This window comes from Paraburkholderia dilworthii (assembly GCF_000472525.1).
Taxonomy (GTDB): Bacteria; Pseudomonadota; Gammaproteobacteria; order Burkholderiales; family Burkholderiaceae; genus Paraburkholderia; species Paraburkholderia dilworthii.
This window is the reverse complement of sequence record NZ_AWZT01000074.1, coordinates 1-18633: the sequence shown is the minus strand read 5'-3', so window position 1 is coordinate 18633 and position 18633 is coordinate 1. Positions and strand designations below refer to the sequence as shown.

The 18633-nt window shown below is 62.5% G+C and carries 13 protein-coding genes and 3 pseudogenes; 2 read left to right on the top strand and 14 right to left on the bottom strand.

Annotation, left to right across the window (positions count from 1 at the left end; genetic code table 11):
• Nucleotides 1-508, top strand: a 508-nt coding sequence (locus F759_RS40315) for a TetR/AcrR family transcriptional regulator C-terminal domain-containing protein (RefSeq protein WP_084534430.1), incomplete at its 5' end; no start/stop codon positions are given.
• Nucleotides 486-1612: pseudogene (locus F759_RS41725) on the top strand (NAD(P)/FAD-dependent oxidoreductase). The gene F759_RS40315 and the pseudogene F759_RS41725, both read left to right, overlap by 23 nt.
• 88 nt (nucleotides 1613-1700) lie before the next feature.
• On the opposite strand, the pseudogene F759_RS42600 reads toward F759_RS41725, so the two are convergent.
• The 14 genes and pseudogenes from F759_RS42600 to F759_RS39395 all read right to left on the bottom strand — a co-directional run.
• Nucleotides 1701-1994 (bottom strand): annotated as a pseudogene (locus tag F759_RS42600) (3-hydroxyacyl-CoA dehydrogenase NAD-binding domain-containing protein); the annotation flags it as partial.
• A pseudogene (locus F759_RS41720) lies at nucleotides 1982-2194 on the bottom strand (hypothetical protein); the annotation flags it as partial. The pseudogenes F759_RS42600 and F759_RS41720, both read right to left, overlap by 13 nt.
• Before the next feature lie 125 nt (nucleotides 2195-2319).
• Nucleotides 2320-4773 (bottom strand): DUF3772 domain-containing protein, encoded by a 2454-nt coding sequence (locus F759_RS39400; RefSeq protein WP_051377555.1) that lies wholly within the window; start codon nucleotides 4771-4773, stop codon nucleotides 2320-2322.
• Between the two features lie 48 nt (nucleotides 4774-4821).
• Nucleotides 4822-5448, bottom strand: a complete 627-nt coding sequence (locus F759_RS0133260) for a PqiC family protein (protein ID WP_036025915.1) — start codon at nucleotides 5446-5448, stop codon at nucleotides 4822-4824.
• On the bottom strand, nucleotides 5445-7106 hold the full coding sequence (locus tag F759_RS0133255; protein ID WP_027803618.1) for a PqiB family protein: 1662 nt from the start codon (nucleotides 7104-7106) through the stop codon (nucleotides 5445-5447). The genes F759_RS0133260 and F759_RS0133255 overlap by 4 nt, the downstream gene beginning before the upstream one ends.
• On the bottom strand, nucleotides 7103-7726 hold the full coding sequence (locus F759_RS0133250) for a paraquat-inducible protein A (protein WP_027803617.1): 624 nt from the start codon (nucleotides 7724-7726) through the stop codon (nucleotides 7103-7105). The genes F759_RS0133255 and F759_RS0133250 overlap by 4 nt, the downstream gene beginning before the upstream one ends.
• Complete coding sequence (locus F759_RS0133245) at nucleotides 7723-8340, bottom strand: paraquat-inducible protein A (RefSeq protein ID WP_209440537.1); 618 nt, start codon at nucleotides 8338-8340, stop codon at nucleotides 7723-7725. Before F759_RS0133245 ends, F759_RS0133250 begins: the two co-directional genes overlap by 4 nt.
• Before the next feature lie 7 nt (nucleotides 8341-8347).
• The gene (locus F759_RS0133240; protein ID WP_027803615.1) at nucleotides 8348-9307 is read right to left on the bottom strand and encodes a LysR family transcriptional regulator; all 960 of its coding nucleotides are present in this window, start codon (nucleotides 9305-9307) and stop codon (nucleotides 8348-8350) included.
• A gap of 1253 nt (nucleotides 9308-10560) precedes the next feature.
• Nucleotides 10561-11280, bottom strand: coding sequence for an RNA polymerase sigma factor FliA (locus F759_RS0133230; protein WP_027803614.1), 720 nt, complete (start codon nucleotides 11278-11280; stop codon nucleotides 10561-10563).
• A 26-nt stretch (nucleotides 11281-11306) separates the two neighbouring features.
• On the bottom strand, nucleotides 11307-12194 hold the full coding sequence (locus F759_RS0133225) for a MinD/ParA family ATP-binding protein (protein ID WP_027803613.1): 888 nt from the start codon (nucleotides 12192-12194) through the stop codon (nucleotides 11307-11309).
• Nucleotides 12187-12324 (bottom strand): hypothetical protein, encoded by a 138-nt coding sequence (locus F759_RS43515; RefSeq protein ID WP_154670926.1) that lies wholly within the window; start codon nucleotides 12322-12324, stop codon nucleotides 12187-12189. The genes F759_RS0133225 and F759_RS43515 overlap by 8 nt, the downstream gene beginning before the upstream one ends.
• A 394-nt stretch (nucleotides 12325-12718) precedes the next feature.
• Complete coding sequence (locus F759_RS0133215; RefSeq protein ID WP_027803612.1) at nucleotides 12719-15793, bottom strand: efflux RND transporter permease subunit; 3075 nt, start codon at nucleotides 15791-15793, stop codon at nucleotides 12719-12721.
• A gap of 12 nt (nucleotides 15794-15805) precedes the next feature.
• The gene (locus F759_RS0133210; protein WP_244438980.1) at nucleotides 15806-16999 is read right to left on the bottom strand and encodes an efflux RND transporter periplasmic adaptor subunit; all 1194 of its coding nucleotides are present in this window, start codon (nucleotides 16997-16999) and stop codon (nucleotides 15806-15808) included.
• Between the two features lie 3 nt (nucleotides 17000-17002).
• Nucleotides 17003-18466: an efflux transporter outer membrane subunit gene (locus F759_RS39395; RefSeq protein ID WP_063829688.1), complete on the bottom strand. Its 1464-nt coding sequence runs from the start codon at nucleotides 18464-18466 to the stop codon at nucleotides 17003-17005.
• Nucleotides 18467-18633 lie beyond the last annotated feature (167 nt).

The following is an 18633-nucleotide window of genomic DNA, read 5'->3' as shown; positions in this document are numbered from 1 at the left end:
GGCGGGGGTGTCAAAGATGACGGTCTATAGCCATTTCTCGGACAAGGAAGCGTTATTCGAGGCCGTCGTGAGTGACGTTTCGGACCGGATGCTCCGGGTACTGCCGCCCGCGAGTTCCGAAAATTTACCCTTACGGGAACGGCTGTCTGCAATCGGCGCCGCATTCCTGAAGATCATCGTGAATGTCCATGTTGCTGGCATGGCGCACGCGCTGCCGACCGTGTCGCGCGACGACCGGCCGCTAAGGACGCGCTTTTACGATGCAGGGCCGGGGCGGACTGTGGCGGTACTGGCCGGCATCATCAGCGACGCCGAGGCGCGCAACGAACTGATCGTCGACTCGCCGGAGCTGGCGGCCCAGGACCTGGTGAGCCTGTGGGCCGGTGATCTGCAAATGCGCATCGCATTCGGAGTTGTGAAGCCTGCAAGCGATAGGGAAATCAAGAAGCGGGCACGCCGCGGCACGGACGTATTTTTGCGAGCTTTTGGGAAAGCGGGAAGACGCTAGCCGTCATGATGTCTCGCTCGACGTGTCCCTAGAGCGCGCGCTCGGCGGCGGATTCGCGGCGCTGGCGGTGTGGCTTGACAGCAGCCAGACCCATATCTGGAAAGCGATGCTCCATACGATCGCGGCTGGCACGCGCGATGTGTCCCAGCAGCAGGTTAGTTATCTCGCTCACGCGAGCGCACACCGGTTTGCATGGCAGCCAGGCCGCATGTATGGACTGGATCCTGCCCGCAAAGAAGTGCTGCTTGACGAGATGAGGACGCCCGAGGGCGAACTCGTGCTCGAAGCCAGGACGATTCCCTTCGACGTGCTGGTGCTGTCGGTGGGCAGTCAGGCGAACGATTTCGGCATCCCTGGCGTCAGGCAACACTGCCACTTCATCGATCGCGGTCCGCTTTCAAGCAGCGTCAAGCTCAGTCGGTTGCGCAAGGTAGGGTCACCGTAGCCCTCGGCAATCTCCAGTACGCCCGCCAAAGATTTCAGAATCCGCTGAAGAACAGCTCAGGCACATCGGTTTTAGTGTGCAGACCTCGACGCGGGTCATGGCAGCGCAAAGCAACGGGTTCGAGATCGACGGCGGGCGTCTCGTCAGCGCCGACCTCTTGGTCTGGGCCGCAGGCGTCAAGGCGCCAGATTTCATGAATAATCGGGCGGGAATGGAAACCACCCCTTCAAATCAGGTCGTGACTAAAGCCACGCTTCGGTCGACGCACGACGACAATATTCTTGCACTCGGCGACTGCGCAAGTCTGACTCTGATGGATCACGAACGGCCGTTGCCGCCTACCGCGCAGATCGCAACGCAGCAGGCTGAGCATCTGGCCCGCCATCTACCGGCGTGGCTCGCAGGCGAACCATTGCCGGACTTTAAGTTTCGGGATTATAGGCTCGCTCGTTTCGCTCAGCGACTATGGCGCATTTGGCACTCTAGGGAGTTTTGGCTTCTTTCGCGGTGGCTTCATACGCGGACGCTTCGCGCAAATGAGCCATGCGATGCTTTATCGGCACCATCAGCAGGCGCTTCATGGTTTCGGAAAGGCAGCACTGATGTGGAGCGCCGAACAGATCAATAGCCTTGTACAGCCCAAAATCAGACTGAGCTGACTAAGCTTCCAGTATGCGTTGCTCGTGGCATCTGCGGCGGCGAGCAGCGAGACTAGAGAATGAAAGGCACTTTGCCGTCCCGAGGGTTCAGGCTGCGCTGCTTCACTTCGGTGCCTTCTGTGGTGGCCTCGATCACAAGAAGTTCGCAAGGCGTTGATCCTCGGTCAAGGTCTCAATGCGGGCGAGCGCCGCATCACGCGTAGCAGCGTCGATTTTTTCTTTCCCGACCAGCGTCTCAAGGCTCGACGAAAGAGTCGCCATTCCCTTCGACAACGCCGCCTCGGGAAGATCGATAACCACGATCTTTCAGCCCGGAGACTGCAGAGATCTGAGCGATCCCGTTTCCCGGGGCGCCCGCGCCGACGATCCCTACCGTTTCAATTGTCGTGTTTGTTCCGTTCCGCGAAGTATCGAATACCGGTATTGAAGATTTTCGAAGATGGTCGCTATCCCTGGCCCGCCGCCGATGCACATCGTCACGAGCGCATAGCGGCCGCCGATCCCATGCAGTTAATAGAGCGCCTTGACGGTAGTGAGCGCGCCGGTTGCTCCGATCGGATGACCAACCGAGATGCCAGGGTTCTGTCGCGCTAAGCCGGTGGAATAAAATTGGGAGGCCAGAAATTAGCGAATGCATAGAGATGACGAGCCCGACGAAGACGCCGCGCAATACACTCCCTTCGGACCCGCGTCATCCCTGGACCAGGTCAACCGCTGACTACAAATCCGTCCGTTGGAACGGGCGAACCTCGCAGTTCTCTAACGATCACAGTCTGCGGGGTCGCCAACGTGATGGCCGCCGCACGCAACCGCTTGAGAATGTCGAACAGCAGGTCGCTCTTTGTATCGCCTGCTATTCTTGGGCTGCGAACATAGCCGGTGACACTCAATGTGATGCCGTCGGCAGCGAGCTGACTGAACATGACCGACGGTGCCGGATGATCCAGTATCGACGCGTGCGCTTCGTACGTCGCTAGCAGCAGATCGCGCACCTGTTCGGGATCGATGTTCAACGGGAAGGTAAGCGTGAGGGTCGCGACGCCCTGGGTCCGGTTTCCCATCGTCACGTTGCGCAGGTTCTGCGAGATCAGGTGGGAATTGGGAACGATGACCGTGGACCGGTCGGCGAGCTGGATTTCAGTTGCGCGAGCGTTGATGCGGCGGATGTCGCCCTCGACGCCCGCAATACTGACCATATCGCCGACCTTGACCGGGCGCTCGGTCAGCAGGATCAGCCCGGAGATGAAATTCTTGACGATTTCCTGGAGCCCGAAGCCGATGCCAACCGACAGCGCGCTGACGATCCATGCGAGGCTGGCCCACCGAACACCCAGGATCGACAGGGTGAGCAGCGCGATCAGCACGCAGCCGGTGTTGGCGAACAGCGCGAGCAGCGTGGCTCGCATGCCAACGCTCATACCGGTTTTCGGCAGCAACTCCTGATCCAGCCATTTGCGCACGGACCGAAGCAGGTACAGGCCGACACCCAGGGTGAGGACTGCGTTGAAAATGTGTCCTGGGACGATGTGCAGCCCACGCAGCCGGTTGCCGCCGACGATCTCGAGGATGCTGCTAGCCAGGTCTGCGGGCGTGGTGCCGAAGCCGCCGGTCAGCAGCGCGACGACCGCGACCGCCTGCAGCAGGGTGCGGCCCACGCCGGACATCAACGTCGAAGCCTGTTCGAGGTGAATGTCGTCGAGACCGAATAGCTGCTTGATGGTTTGCCCGCTGGCCTGGCGGGCCGAAAACAGGCTGTCGCAGGTATCCTGCGTAAGCCTGCTCAGCAGGTAGAAACTGCACAAGACCAGCTGGAACCAGACGAGTTCGTAGGTCAGGAATCGTGCAACCGTAACGTAGCCGGTGAATAGCGAAAGCAGCGAGCCGACGACGACCAGGGTGACAGCGGCGTGGATCAACCCGGCGACGGTCGAACGGGCCTCCGGCGTTTCTCCTGCGGCGGCCAGCGCATTACGCACGCGGTTTGCCCGTAGCAGGGCGGCGCCGATGGTCAGTGCGACCACCAGCGAGACCACCCCGCGCCCGAGCAGCGTCACCTGCAGACTGGTATCGACTATTCGGTTGACCTGCTCCACCGTGCCGGAGAGCATGAGCAGGGCGGCAAGTATCCGGGGGAATGGCTGGAGGGCGCGCGCCACCGGATCGGCCATGACTATCAGGCGCCACGAGGGTCGGTCACTGCACAGCAGCGCCCTGCCCAGTCCCGCGATCATGGCGCAGGTCAGGGCAAGCGTAGTCAGTTCGCTGGCGAAATCCTGCAGGTTGGCGTTGAGTGGCTGCTGATGAGTCAGGGCAAGATAGATGAGCCGGAATGCGCATGCAGCGGCCGCCACGCTGGTGAGCGTGGTCGACAGCGCGATCGCGCTGCGTCGCAAGCGGCCTTCGGGAAGGCGGTGCAGGCAGAACCATACCAGCGCCCGTTCGAGCAGATGGGCGCCTGCTGTCCATGTGCCGAGCGCGAGCAGCAGCATCAGTACGATCGTGAGTCGCTCACCCGGTTGCCACGCCGACTGCAGTTGTCCGGTAATCAGCGAATCGAATATTTTCAGCCGTTCGAGGTCTGTCGGTTCGGTATGTAAAAGCGGTGCCCAGAACGCAGGGCTGAGAATGCTGCCGGAGCGAAAAGCGAGCTGGTTCTTCAGATGGTCATGCTGGAGCCGCCCAATCTGGGTAGTCACTTTGGGCAGGTTCGCCCTGATGGTTTCCGCCTGCCCGATCTCGGCGTTGAGCCGCGCACGCTGTGCCGCCATAGCGAGGCGCTGCTCCGCGACCGCGGGCGTTTCGACACTGTTGCCTGGAGCCGGCGCAGGACCGAGCACGTCAAGCTGGGCCTGCAATTTCGCGCGCCCGGGCACCAATGACGTGGAGAGAAAGTTGTCCATCCGGGCAGAAAGTTGCTGGATCGCTGTCTGCAACTCGACGAATTGCGTGTCGCTCGTCGCCGTCGATGCCCGCTGCTTGATCTGGTCCTGCTGGGTCTGCAGGTCCCCCAGAATGGTCAGGGTCCTGGCGTCATCGCCAGGTGATGCCAGAGGCGCAATTGCAGTGACCTCCGAAGGAGTGGCTGCCCACGCTGTCGGGAGAATCAGGCTGAATAATGCCAGCAGGGCGAGACGAAAGACGAAGTCCGTTACTTTGCGCATGAGGTTGGACCCGGCAAGGGCTCGTATTTGCGAATGGGGTGTGATGGCTCAGGCCTGTAGTGTGCAGCCATGCTGGCGCGACTGCGCCCAGCCTCGCGCATCGTCCGCGATGCGGCCGGCCAGGCTCGCAATGGCGAGTTGCTGCGCGCGCACCAGGTCCGCGTAACCACCCGGCGCCGCCTCCTGCAACTGCGTATGGCAGGTCAGGCGGGCACCTTTGGGGTCCTGCGCGAAACCGAGACTCCAGTCAGCCTCGAGTTGCACCGCGTGCCCCGGCCAGGCGTCGAGGCGCCGGATCTGCAGCCTGATGCCCAGCACCGGTTGATTGATCGGCCGGGTGAGCCCGGCCATGTCCTGGGTGCCCAGGCGGCGCACCAGCTGGGTGGATAGCGCTGCGCGCAGTTCATCGCCCAGCGGTGCGACCCAGCGCTCGCCGTCGAGCAGGGCAACGCCACTGTCGCCTTGCCGTACGATCATCGCCTGCTGGTCGAGCTCGGCGGGAACGCCCACTGGTAACACGTCGATCGCAAACGGCGCGGCTGGCTGGACCGAAGCGCCCTGTGCTGCCGGGGAAACCAGCGTGTAGTAGTGCACCGGCGCCGACGCGCAGGCGCTCAGCGTCAGCGCGACGGTGAGCGCGACTGCGCGCAGGCTGGCGTGGACTGACAGACTCATTGTTTTGACTCCGGTGAAACAGAGGGGCTGGCCGCGGTTACCGGGGCCACGGTTGACTGATCCGCTGTGCGGCCGCGCAGCAGCGCTTCCGGATGTCGGCCGAGCAGATCAGTGAGCGTGCGCAGCGAGCGGGCAGTGCGCTGGACTTCCTGCAGCGTCTGGCCCAGATTTTCCTGGAGCGGCCCGTCTTCGGCCAGCATGCCCTGCGCGGCGCCGAAGGTCTGGCGAGCCTGCTCCAGCGTTTGCGTGGTCGCCGGCAGCACCTGGCCGTTGATCTGCTTCAGGGTGCTGTCCAGATCCGCCAGACCCGTGTCGAGATGGCGTGCGATGGAGTCGAGCGGCATTTTGTCAATCTTGCCGACGATGCTCGCCATCTGCTCCTGCAACTGGTCGAAGCCGCCGCTCGCGGTCGGCAGCGTAAGCGGTCGCGCATCGGCGTCGTATGAGACCTTCGCGGCGTTCGGTACGAACTCGAGCGAAATATAGAGCTGTCCGGTCAGCAAATTGCCGGAGCGCGCCTGTCCGCGCAGACCGTGCGCGACCATGGTGGACAGGAATTGCGCGACCTTTTCAATGTCGCCATTCATGTTGGGCAGCTTGTCGAGCACCGGTCCGAGCCGCTGCGGATAGACCTCGATGCCGACGATCATGGGAAAACGCTGCGTGGCCGGGTCGTAATCGTGTTTCATGGAAACCACCCGCCCGAAGTTGATCCCCGAAAACACCACGGGAGCACCCATAGACAGGCCGCGCAGCGACTGTGCGAAGCGCAACTCGATGTACTGGGCCGGACCGTCTGGCGGCGCCATCGCCGTCTCTTCGTCTTTGGCCAGATTGAACTGGCTGCCGCCTGGGCCGGCGGCGGTGCTACCGGCGGGCGTGGCGAACGCAATTCCGCCGCCAACGATAGCGGCCACGGATTGCGTCTTGAGCTTGAAACCGTCTGCACCCAGCGAGAGGTCGACCCCGCTCGCATTCCAGAAGTGGGTATCTGCCGTGACAAACCGGTCATACGGTGAATCGACGAAGATCTGCACGCTGACGCCGTGGCCATCGGCGTCGAGGCTATACGACGCCACGCGGCCGACCTGAATGCGCCGGTAGTAAACGGGCGAGCCGATGTCGAGCGAACCGAGGTCGTCTGCATGAATCCCGAAGCTCGTTCCCGGCGTCCCACGGATGACGGCGGGAGGTGTCTCCAGCCCCGTGAACGCTGTGTGCGCGGCCTCCGATGTGCCGGTGTCCACACCGATATAGGCGCCCGACAGCAGTGTGTCCATACCCGAGACACCGGTCATACCCAGACGAGGCCGGACGACCCAGAAGCGGCTGTCCGCGCGCGCCAGGCTCCGCGCGCTCCTGTCCAGCGAAACCGAGGCGACCACGTGGGAGCCATCGTCGCTGAGCGCGACCGTAGATACGGTTCCGACCGTGACGTCCTTGTATTTGACCGTGGTCTTGCCCGCCTCCAGCCCAGCCGCGGTCTTGAACAAGATGGTGATTTCCGGGCCAGCCGAGAGCCAGGCGTGGATCACCATCGACACTCCGATGAGGGCGGCGACGAGTGGAACAAGCCAGATTAGGGATAGCCGCCATCGGCTACGGGTGACGACAGGATCGCGGGGTTCGGCTAGCGGTTCATTTGATAGGGAATTCATGTTTCCTCAGCGTCCCAGATGAGTCGGGGGTCGAAATTGATGGCGCAGAGCATGGTGAGGATCACCGCGAGGCCGAAGAAAAGAATGCCGATGCGCGGCTCGCTGTCGGACAGTGCATGGAAGCGCACCAGCGAGCAGACGAGCGCCACGACCATCACATCGAGCATCGACCAGTAGCCGACTACCTCGACGAGCCGATAAAGGCGGGCACGCTCGTGCATCGCCCAGCGACTGCGCCGCTGGGTCGTCGCGAGCAGCAGGCCCAGAACCAGGAACTTGGTGCACGGCACCGCCACGCTCGCAATAAAGATCACCGACGCAATGCCCCAGGACCCTGCTTTCCAGAACTCCACGACGCCGTAGAGAATCGTGCTGTCGCTGCCGCGTCCAAGAAGGCTCGTGTGCATGACCGGCAGCACATTGGCGGGGATGTAGAAGATCAGGGAAGCGATCAGGAACGCCCACGACCGTGCGATGCTGTCCGGGCGCCGCCGATGCAGGGCTCGTTTGCAGCGCGGGCATTGGGCGTGTCCGTCCACGCGCGGCATATGTGCGCAAACCAGTCCGCATCCATGGCAGGCAATCAGGCCTAGCTGTCCTGCGCGAGGAGGTGGCTTCATGCTGTCTCCGCGTCGGTCCATTCCCACAGCAGGTGGACATCGCGACTGGCGATCATTGGGATCAGCACCATCAGCGTTGCCGTGGCCCAGATGCCGGGGCCGGCTGCCACCTGCACGAAACTGGAAAGCTTGATGACGGCTACGAGCATGCCAAGTACGCCGACCTCGACGATGCTCCACGGGCGCAGCATCGCAAGCAGCCTCATGCTCCATGCGAAACCCGGCGCCCGGCGTGAGACGCGGGCAAATGCCAGCACCCAGCCGAGCAGCGCGATCTGAAGAAGCGGCACCACGACGATCATCGCCGCAGTGGCGAGCGCAATCGGTGCAACCGCGCCGTGCGCCAGCGCTGCCGCGGACTGCCAGAGCGTCGTCTCGCTGTGCAGGCCCCGCAGGGAGATCCGGATCACCGGGCAGACGTTGGCGATCACGAAGACGATGGCTGCGGCGACGGTCAGCGCGAGCCACCGATCGATATCAAGGTGGCTTGCGCGATACAGGACGGCCGAACATTGCCCGCAGTGCGCCACCTCGCGCGTGCCCAGCGCGCGGCGGCGGTACACGCTGTCACAATGCTCGCAGACGACGAGACCAGGGAAGGTTTGCATGAGCATCTGGCGATCAGGACGGCCTGCCGCTGCCGCCGGCCACCGTTTGCTGCTGTTGCCCGTGACCCACCTGAGCCTCGCGCGCGTCGAAGTACGACGTCGCATAGTCGATGAACGCCCGGACCTTCGCGGTCATCAGGCTCCGGTCCCGATATGCGAGCCTGAGTTCGGCGTCCCCGCTCATGAGCTCGAAGTCGGGCAGCAGGTGTACCAGCCGGCCATCGTCCAGCTCCTTGCCGACCATCGTCAGCGGCAACACGCCGAGACCTGCACCGCTCATCACCAGTTCCTTGTTCAACGCTGCGTTGTTGGTCGACACGTCGTGTTCCAGTGGCACGGCAATCTGTTCGCCACCGCGCCGGAACCGCAGTTGTGGTTCGCTGATCGAGGCGAGGATTGTCACGAAACGGAATGCGGTGAGATCGCAAGGTCCTTGCGGCAGCCGGCGCCCCCGCAGATAGCCGGGCGAGCCCACCAGGGCGAGGGGCAGGCGGCACAACGAACGGGTGATCGTGAGCTCGCTGGTCAGCATGAACGGCAGCACGATGCCGAGATCGAAGGCTTCCCTGATCAGATCGACTGGCCGTTCCGCCAGCGTCAATTCGAGCTGCACGGCCGGATACCGGGCACGGAACCCGGCGATCAGCGGTGGCAGCTCGATCAGCGCCGCGGTGGTGTGGGCGACGAGCCGCAGTACCCCTGCAGGCTCCCGTGCGCGCTCCGCGGCACCGGCCTCCAGCACGTCCAGTTCGGCAACCACGCGCGAGCACCCGCCGTAAAACTCCTCCCCGGATTCCGTGAGTGCCAGGTGTCGGGTCGTGCGCTGAATGAGACGCACACCAAGCCTCGTTTCGAGCCCCGTGATCGCGCGCGAGACGACTGTCTTGGAGACGCCCAACGCATGCGCGGCGTGCGTGAAGCTCTTCATTTCGACGACGGTACAAAAGGTCCGCAGCGTTTCAAGGTGGTCCATAAGGAATGTCTGATCAGGTCCGGCTGATACGTCGGCGATCGACCGGAAGGGCCGATTTTGGAATGGGGCCGAACTAACCCATTTTCCCGCCGAGTCGCGGGCTTTATTTGCCCCGCAAGGCGGCCCTTGAGACGCGCACGCTCATCTCCGTGCTTACGTCATCATGGCCCTCCTCGCCAGAAAAACACCGGTGAACTCGAGCGAGCTGAACACCCGGGGCGGATGGTGCTCGCTACGATTGCTGTCCTTGCAATATCCGACCTTCGATTTATCGGGATGCATCGTCGGATTGCAAGCCGCCAGCCGTGATGCGATGGACCGCATCATGCATTCCGCATGCTTCAGGCTGCGGCAATGAACCACTGCGTCGTAGGCATAGCGGGAAAACGGGCAATTGGATCGATGCGCTGCATCCAATGGTCGAATGCGTAATGCATGAACAGGTTCATCAGGACGGGACTGGCCACCCCGCCCTGCGGCGTACTGCGCTCCCGTGGTACAGGCGTGCCATCCTTCCTCTCGAACGGTGCGACCAGCCACCGCTTGATGTACAGCGGGATCTAGATTTACTTGATGTGGTGCGCACCGCCTTCATCAGCAGCCGGTGATCGATTTGATCCAAGCTCGCCTTGGTATCAAGCTCACCAACCAGTCGTATCGCCAGCAGCGTTCGCGAGTAGCTGCGACACCCTGCTTCGCCGATCGTCCGGGCCAATACCCATAAGAGTCCGGACGGAAGATCGTGTCGAGGCTCGGCTCGATGATAAGTTTGACCACGGTCTGCGCGACGCGGTCCGTGACTCCGCCCCTTGGCCCAGCGTCGGTTTCTTACTCACGGTTTGTGCCATTTGTCATTTCCTTTCGCATGTGGAACAAGATTCTCACCTTCCGTACCAAGGCCTGTATTGAGATTACGCCGCCTATACACCAGCTTCCGTCAGCCCCCCAAGCAGGTCTCGTCCCGACTTGTTCTGAAGTCAATGGTCAACCTCAGTTTCGACAGCGCCTTTGCGATAACGATGCGTCATCGGACAGTTTGCCTTTGCTCATCCGCTGCATGTCATCGAGGAATCGCTCGCGCTTCGTCTCGCGCTTCTTCCTTGTCTTGGCCAGCCTCCAAAGCTGACCTGCTTCATCTTCTTTCTCCTCTCGACTCTTTTGCGTCGGCGCTCATCTTATTAACGGTACCCGATGATGCGCGAGTTGATCAGACATTCCCTACAGACTGGCGCTAAACGCAAAGTCCGAACTTTTCAGCTTTCGGCCCCCGCCCAGACGATTTTCCGTAGCCGGGCCACCGCCTGGCCATGCAGCTGACACACGCGCGATTCGCTGACTTCCATCACCGCGCCGATTTCACGCAGGTTCATCCCGCGCTCGTAATACAGCGCCATCAGTAGCTTCTCCCGTTCCGGAAGCTTTTTGATCGCTTCGACCAGCGCCGAAGGCAGACTGTCGTCGAGCAGGGCCGACAGCGGATCCAAATGATCGATGCAGTAGCGGTCGAGAAACGGCTCGTCGTCCGCGGAACGGTCGAAGTCCTCGTAGTAGATCAACTGGCCGCCGTGCAGATCCTGCAGCGTCGCCTGATACGCATCGAGCGGCATCTTCAAGTGTTCGGCGATCTCGGTCTCGTTCGCGGAGCGGCTGAACTGCTGTTCGACCCGGTGCACCGCCAGCTCCACCTCCCGCGACGTCTTGCGCAAGGCGCGCGGCAGCCAGTCGTTGCTGCGCAGTTCGTCTAGCATCGCGCCGCGAATCCGCTGGCTCGTGTAGGTCTCGAACTGCGCGCCCTGGTCTTCCTTGTAGCGGGCCGCCGCATCCAGCAGGCCGATCATCCCGACTTGGATCAGGTCGTCCAGATCGACGCTCGCCGGCATCTTCGCGATCAGTTGCAAACCGAGCCGGCGCACGAGCGGCGCATATTGCGTCAGCACGTCCGTCGGCGACATCTTTCCCTGAGCGTTGTACATCGTGCTCCCTGATCCCGTCCGTGCGCTCAGCGTGATTGTGCGGACGGTTTGTCGGCATGCGGCACTGCTGATACGGCGGCCGGCGCCACGGCCGGCTGCCTCGACCACATCGCTGGTCGCATCGGCCAGTACAGCATTTCCGCGGCGACGTGCCGGTAATCGCGCGCCGCAGGCGTCGACGGAAACGCATCCACCACACAGCGCCCGAGTTCGAGCGAACGTGCCATCCGCGGATCGGCGGCGACGCAGCCCGCGCCCGTCGCCGATACCGTCAGGTAGCGGGCCGCGACACCCGCTAGGCTCTCGAACACGACCTGCGCGTCGACGCGGCTCTCCACGTGGTTCACGAGCACGCGGAACTGCGCGATTGCGTGCGCGCGGTGCAGCCGCTTCATACACACGTATGCGTCGGCGATCGCCTGCGCGGCCAAGCGCGTCACGATCATCACGTCGTGCGCCTGCACCGCGAGCGCCGACAACGCGCCGAGCCGGTCGAGCGGCGCATCGATCAGCACGACGTCGGCTGGTCCACCCAGCATCGCGCCGAGCTGCGTCGCGCTATACCGGTCGCAGTGATGGCGCGGCGCCGCCAGCAGCGCAAAGCCGAGCCCGGTTCTCACTGCCGCCTGATCCACCGGCAGTTCGCCGTTCAGCACCGCGCTGAAATTCCCGGCGCTGCCCGCGCCATCCAGGCCGCGCGCGCCACCAAGCATTGCCGACACCGAGTGCCCGCCCACGCATTCGTCGATCACGAGCACGTCCTTGCCTTGCGCCGCGAGCGCCGCCGCGAGATTCACGACGGTCGACGTGCGGCCGACGCGCGAAGAGCCGCCCGTCACCGCCACGACGCGCGCACCGCATTCCTCGAGCACCCGCCGCTGCCGCTCGGCTTGATCGGGCAACCGCTTATCCAAAGCGAACCTCCTGCAGTTCGGCGCAGGCGCGCGACGACAGCGGGGGCAGCAGCACCGGAATGTCGTCGCGCGGCACCAACGGGGAGCCGTGGCGCGGATTGCAGAATTCGCTCTTGATCAGGAATTTCATAAGTGTTCGGGATTCAACCTAGGTCAAGTTGGTAAAAATGCTGGCGCTTTGCTCCGAACAGCCGTGATTTCTCGATAGCTTGCAAGCTCGGGCGTGGCGCATCGGAGGCAAAAACGGAGAGCTTTACAGGAAGCGCTCTCCCGAACACGGCCACCGGATTTCCCACGAAAAGGACGAATACGCCTTCTTGCGCCACAAACCGAAGGTACTAACGAGCGCGCCCCTGCTCACGACAGAAACGTCGAACGCCGAGTCCGCTTGGCGTCCGTGCCTCGGCCATCGCGCGCCAGAATGCCTCGCCCTGCCCGGCGCGCCGCGCGCGCCGGTACAGCGGCCCCTCCTGTGACGGCTCCATTGCATCAGCGCCCGCTTCACCGCCGAGGTCGAGCACAGGCTAAGCGATCTCCACCGTCTGCATCCTTGACTCGGTTGTCTCCTGCGCATGTCGAGCAGCGAACGCGAGATAAACCGCTGGCACCACGAACAGCGTAAACAGCGTGCCTATCGACAACCCGCTGCCGATCACCAGCCCCATGTTGAAACGCGACGCCGCACCCGCACCTGAGGACAGGATTAATGGCACGACGCCGAGCACCATCGCCGCGGTAGTCATCAGGATCGGCCGCAAACGCATCCCCGCCGCATGGACGATGGCTTCGAGTTTCGACATGCCCTCGTGCTGCGCCGCATTCGCAACTTCCACAATCAGAATGCCGTGCTTGCTGATCAGCCCCATCAGTGTCACCAGCCCGACCTCCGTGTAGGTATTCAGCGACGCCCCTCCCAGCCCAAGGCTGATGAACACGAGCGCACCCGCTACCGACATCGGGATCGAAACAAGGATCACCAACGGGTCGCGGAAGCTCTCGAACAACGCCGCGAGACTCAGGTAGATGATGATCAGCGCCAGAACAAAGGTGCCCACAAATCCGCTCGATTCCTGCACGAGTTGACGTGAAGGGCCGGCATAGTCGATCGACACATCCGCCGGCAGCGTACGCGCCGCGAGCGCCTGCAGCGACCTGAGCGCGGCGTCCTGCGAAACGCCAAGCGCGGGCACGCCGGAGATCGTCGCCGAGTTCACCTGCTGGAAATGATTGATGATTTCAGGCACTGTTTCGGTCCGCACATTGGCGATCGACGATAACGGCACGGGCACGTTATTCACAGTCGCGACCTGGTAATTCATGACCTGGTCGGGCGTCAGGCGCGAGCGCTGCTGCACTTGGGCAATGACCTGGTACGAGCGCGAATCGAGACTGAAGTAATTCGTATAACCGCCCCCCAACAGACCGCCCAGCGCCGTGCCGACCTGCTGCATCGTCAAGCCGAGTTGTGAAGCCTTGTCGCGGTCGATATCGAACACTTTCTGCGGCTGGTCGATCTTGAGGTCGCTATCGATAAATAGAAACATGCCACTGGCGGCGGCCTCCGAGAAGAATTTCTGAGCCTCTACATTTAGCCTATCCAGCGGCTGTGTCGACTTGAGCACGAACTGGATCGGCAAGCCTTGCGAACCGGGCAGCGAAGGCTGCTGAAACACGGCGATCTTCTGGCCTGCCACCTTGTTGACCTGGTTCTGCAGATCGCGCTGGATATCCGTCGCAGTCCGATGACGCTGATCCCACGGCTTGAATGTCACTCCGGCAATCGACTGCGACGGGCTCTCGACCTGGAACGTCTGCGCGGCCTCTGGAACGCTGGCCAGGATGTCGGCGACCTGACGGCCGAACGCCTCCTTTTGCTGTAGCGTCGCGTCCGGCGCGGAAGTCGGCTGCAGAATGACGACCCCTTGATCCTCTTGTGGTGCGAGTTCGCTGTCGGCACTTGTGTAGAGGAAATAGATGCTCGAAATTACCAGCCCGGTGAACAATAGGGTCACCGGGACCGTCCGCAAACTGTTGCGTAGCAGCCGTTCATAGCCACGCCGCAGCGAACCAAAAACATGATCGATCGTCTCGACAATGCGCGTGACAAAACGGCCGCTCTCATTGTGCGGCTTCAAGAACTGGCCGCACATCATCGGCGACAGCGTCAGAGAAATGACCGCGGACATGGTCACCGCGCCAACCAGCGTGAACGCGAACTCAGTAAATAATGCGCCGGTCAGTCCACCCTGAAAACCGATCGGCACATAGACGGCGATCAGGACAATGGTCATCGCGATGATAGGGCTGGCTAAGTCCCGCGCGGCCTTGATCGCGGCATCGCGTGGCCGCATGCCCGCTTCCAGATGACTGCTCACGCTCTCGACCACAATGATCGCGTCATCGACCACCAGCCCGATCGCCAGTACTAGCGCGAGCAAGGTCAGCAGGTTGATCGAGAAGCCTAGCGCGAGCATCACGCCGAAGGTGCCCACCAGTGACAACGGAATCGCGATGACCGGAATCAGCACGGAGCGCGGCGCGCCGAGGAAGGCAAACACCACCAGCGTGACGATCACTACCGTCTCGATCAACGAGTTCTCGACCTCATGAATCGAACTGTCAACGAATACCGTGGAGTCATAGATGACCGAGCCGTCCAACCCCGCCGGCAGCGCCTTCTGAATGTCGGGCAACACAGCCTTCACGCCCTTGATCACATCGAGCAGGCTCGCCCCCGGCACCATCTTGATCCCCACGTACACGCCCTTCTGGCCGTTATACGAAACGCCGGATTCATAGTCGTCCGAGCCGAGCGTGACGTTGGCCACATCCTTCAGCCTGATGATGCCGCCATTGACCTGCTTGATCACGAGATCGCGGAACTGCTGCACCGAATGCAGATCCGTCGATGCGGTGAGGTTGAACTGCACCATCTGCCCTTTGGTGGTTCCCAGTCCTGCGATCACACTGTTCGAGGAAAGCGCGTTGGTGACATCGGTCGCGGTAAGGCCGTACCCCGCGAGCTTCTGCGGATCGAGCCACGCGCGCAGCGCAAAATTCTGGGGTCCCAGCAGTTCGGCCGTCTGCACGCCTTGCACTGCCTGCAGACGCGGCTGCACGTTGCGCACGAGGTAGTCGGTGATCTGGTTGGGCCTGAGTTCATCGCTCGAAAAGCCGATAATCAATGCGTCCAGCGACTGTCCGATCGCGACCGTGATGGCCGGCTGCTGCACGCCGCTCGGCAACTGGTTGAGCACCGAGTTGATCTTGGCGTTGATCTCGGTGACCGCTTTGTCAGGATCGAAGTTGAGCACGAGGTTCGCCGTGATCGTGCTGGTGCCGGCGATGCTCTTCGACGACAGGTAATCGATTCCGTTCGCCTGCGCGATGGCGTTTTCCAGCGGCGTGGTGACAAAACCCTCCACGGTCTGCGGGTCGGCACCGTAGTACGTCGTGGTCACGGTCACCACGGCGTTTTCGGTTTTCGGGTACTCGAGAACGGGCAGCGAGGTGAACGCCTTGTAGCCGAGCACAAGGATCATCAGGCTGACCACGCACGCCAGTACAGGCCGGCGGATAAAGATGTCGGTAAATTTCATGAGCCGTCCTGTTCAGTGATCTTGCGGGACGGGCGCGGCGTCGTTGGGCAGCTTCACGCTGTTATCGATCTGGACCATTGCGTCGTTGTGCAGCTTGAGTTGCCCCGCCGTCACCACCACGTCGCCGGCCTTCAGTCCCTTCAGGATGCTGGCCTGATCGCCGCGCGTCGCGCCGGTCGTCACGAACTGCTGGTGGACACTTGCCTGCGGCCTGCCCTGCGCGTCCTTGCCCTCGTGGACCACGTAGACGAGGCTGCCATATGGGTTGTACGTCACCGCCGTCTGCGGAATCGTCACGAGCGATTGCTCCACGCCGCTCGCCACGCTGGCGGTAGCGAACATGCCAGGCAGCAGCGCACCGTCGGGGTTCGCAAACGACGCGCGTATCTGCAGCATGCGGCTCGAGACGTCGACCTTCGAATTCATCGACGTCACCGTGCCGGTGAACGTCTTGCCGGGATACGCATCAACGCTCACCGATACGGTCTGTCCCGCGCTGATCTGCCCACGCACCTGCTGTGGCAGATAGAAGTCGAGCAACATTGGGTCGAGTGCCTGCAACGTGACAACCGTCGTGCCGGCCGCCAGGTATTGACCCACATCGATCTGACGCACGCCCAGACGTCCCGAAAACGGGGCGTGGACGACCTTCTCGTTCATCAGCGCCTGTTGCGCCGCGACTTGCGCGCGCGCCGACTTCAGGTTGCCGACATCTGTATCCACGATCGACTGCGCCACGCCCTGCGCCGCAAGTTGCTGCAGGTCGCGCTTGTAGGTGATCTCGTCCAGATCGGCAGTGGCCTGCAACTGCGCGAGCTTGGCGGGATCGTCGTTCGGACGCAGGCGGAGCAGCACGGCCCCTTGCTTGACGTCGCGGCCGGACTCGAAGTCGATTTCATCGACCACGCCGCTTGTTTCCAGCGAAAGGTCCGCACCCGTCGACGCCCGCAGCGATCCGACGGCCGTGAGCGTCGGCTGCCACGGCTGCAAGACAGCGGATGTGGTCGACACGGTCGCCTGTTGCGACTGGATGCCGCTCGTGACCTGCTTCAGGATGTGCCCCTTGAGCAGGTGGAAACCTATCAGCGCGGCGCCAAGCAGTCCCACCACCAGAAGCATCAGAAACAGGCGAAGCACGGTTCTAGGCGGCCGCTGCCATTCAGGCGGGGTATTGGCGGTATCCGCAAGCGGGGTAACAGTGGTCATGATTTAAAATGCTCCGCAACATTGCGCAACTTTGGGATCGACATCGCTCCGATGCCACCAGCCACCGCCCAGCGCCTGGAAGAGCGCGACGGTATCGGTGTAGCGAGCGGCTTGAGAGGAAATCAGGTTGAGGCGCGCGCTCTGATCGGATTGCTCGGCGCTCAGCACATTGAGGTAAGTGCCGCCGCCCGCGCGGTATTGCGCCTGAGCGACCCTGAGGCTCGCAGCAGCCGTTTTCTGCGTCTCGAGGTTCGCAGCAAGCGTTTCGGCGTCTCGATGAATGGCGACGAGCGCATTGGCCACGTCCTGAAACGCCGAGTTGACCGTGCTGCTGTACTGGGCGGCGGCGACATCGACCGCAGCATCGGCGGCGCGCTTCTCCGCCTTGAGTTTGCCGCCCTCGAAGACCGGCTGGGTGAGGCTACCCGCGAGGCTCCATACAATGCCTGCGGGATTGAAAAGGTTTGAGTAGTTGCTGCCCTCGCGTCCATAACTGCCGGTCAGCGAAATTTGCGGCAACATGTTTGCCACCGCGATGCCGACGTTCGCCGTCGCCGAATGCAGCAAGGCGCCGTACGCCTGGATGTCGGGTCGCTGCGCAACCAGACTCGACGGCAGCGACACCGGCAGTTCCTCTGGCAGCACGAGGCCGGCGAGATCCAGCGTAGACCCGGTGTAGTCGGCCGGCAAGCCGCCCAGGTACACCGCCAATTGATTGCGCTGCTGCTCGAGCTGCTTCTGCAAACCGGGCAGCGTGGCGATCTGCGCATCCAGCAGCGACTGCTGCTGCAGCACGTCCACCTGGCTTACGCCACCGGCGTCGAAGCGGCGTCGCGTAACGTCGAGCGCGGCAGTATACGCGCGGATGATCTCGTGTGTCGTATCAATCTGCGCCTGCAACGAAGCCTCGTTGATGGCCGCATTGACGACGTTCGCGATCAGCGTCAGTTCGGTCGCCTCCAGTTCGTAGCGCTCATACTCGGCTTGGGCGTTCAGTTGCTCGACTTGCCGGCGAATGCCGCCGAATGCATCGAGCGTGTACGACACGCTGAGCGATCCGCTTATGAGGCTGTATGTCTGCGGCACCGGACTCACCAGCATGGTGCGCTCGCGTTCGGCCGATGTGCTCGCGCTGATCTGCGGGAAAAAACTGCCCTGCTCCGCACGCGTATTCTCGCGCGCCTCGCGCAACGTCGCCTGAGCGGCAGCAAGCGTGGGATTGGCCTTGAGCGCGCGCTCGACCAGCGCGTTGATCTGCGACGAATGGAACAGCGCCCACCAGTCACCCTGGATGTCGCGCCCCTCGACGAGGGTTTGCGTGTTGCCCGCGGTCGTGTCGGTGGAGACAGTGCGCGAGGGAACTGGCTTCTCCGTAAATCTGGACACATTGGGCGCGGACGGAGCGGCGTAATTCGGTCCAACCGTGCAACCCGCGAGCATGGTTTCGAAGGCCAGAAGTGCGGCCAACGAGAGAGACGCAAGCGGAGCGGCTCGCTCCTGCGCTGTAGATGGGCGGCCGTTGTGCTTCGCGTGAACGTTTTTGCTAGTCTTTGACGTGCGCATGTGTTTCTATACCCATTAGTACAGCAACCGATATGCTAGACTATAAAGTACATAAATTGCAAGGAGGAATT

What these genes read in the sequence shown, in the direction of transcription:
- F759_RS39400 (WP_051377555.1), bottom strand. Translation starts at nt 4,773, where the DNA reads ATGCGCAAAGTAACGGACTTCGTCTTTCGTCTCGCCCTGCTGGCATTA.
- F759_RS0133260 (WP_036025915.1), bottom strand. Translation starts at nt 5,448, where the DNA reads ATGAGTCTGTCAGTCCACGCCAGCCTGCGCGCAGTCGCGCTCACCGTC.
- F759_RS0133255 (WP_027803618.1), bottom strand. Translation starts at nt 7,106, where the DNA reads ATGAATTCCCTATCAAATGAACCGCTAGCCGAACCCCGCGATCCTGTC.
- F759_RS0133250 (WP_027803617.1), bottom strand. Translation starts at nt 7,726, where the DNA reads ATGAAGCCACCTCCTCGCGCAGGACAGCTAGGCCTGATTGCCTGCCAT.
- F759_RS0133245 (WP_209440537.1), bottom strand. Translation starts at nt 8,340, where the DNA reads ATGCTCATGCAAACCTTCCCTGGTCTCGTCGTCTGCGAGCATTGTGAC.
- F759_RS0133240 (WP_027803615.1), bottom strand. Translation starts at nt 9,307, where the DNA reads ATGGACCACCTTGAAACGCTGCGGACCTTTTGTACCGTCGTCGAAATG.
- F759_RS0133230 (WP_027803614.1), bottom strand. Translation starts at nt 11,280, where the DNA reads ATGTACAACGCTCAGGGAAAGATGTCGCCGACGGACGTGCTGACGCAA.
- F759_RS43515 (WP_154670926.1), bottom strand. Translation starts at nt 12,324, where the DNA reads ATGAAATTCCTGATCAAGAGCGAATTCTGCAATCCGCGCCACGGCTCC.
- F759_RS0133215 (WP_027803612.1), bottom strand. Translation starts at nt 15,793, where the DNA reads ATGAAATTTACCGACATCTTTATCCGCCGGCCTGTACTGGCGTGCGTG.
- F759_RS0133210 (WP_244438980.1), bottom strand. Translation starts at nt 16,999, where the DNA reads ATGACCACTGTTACCCCGCTTGCGGATACCGCCAATACCCCGCCTGAA.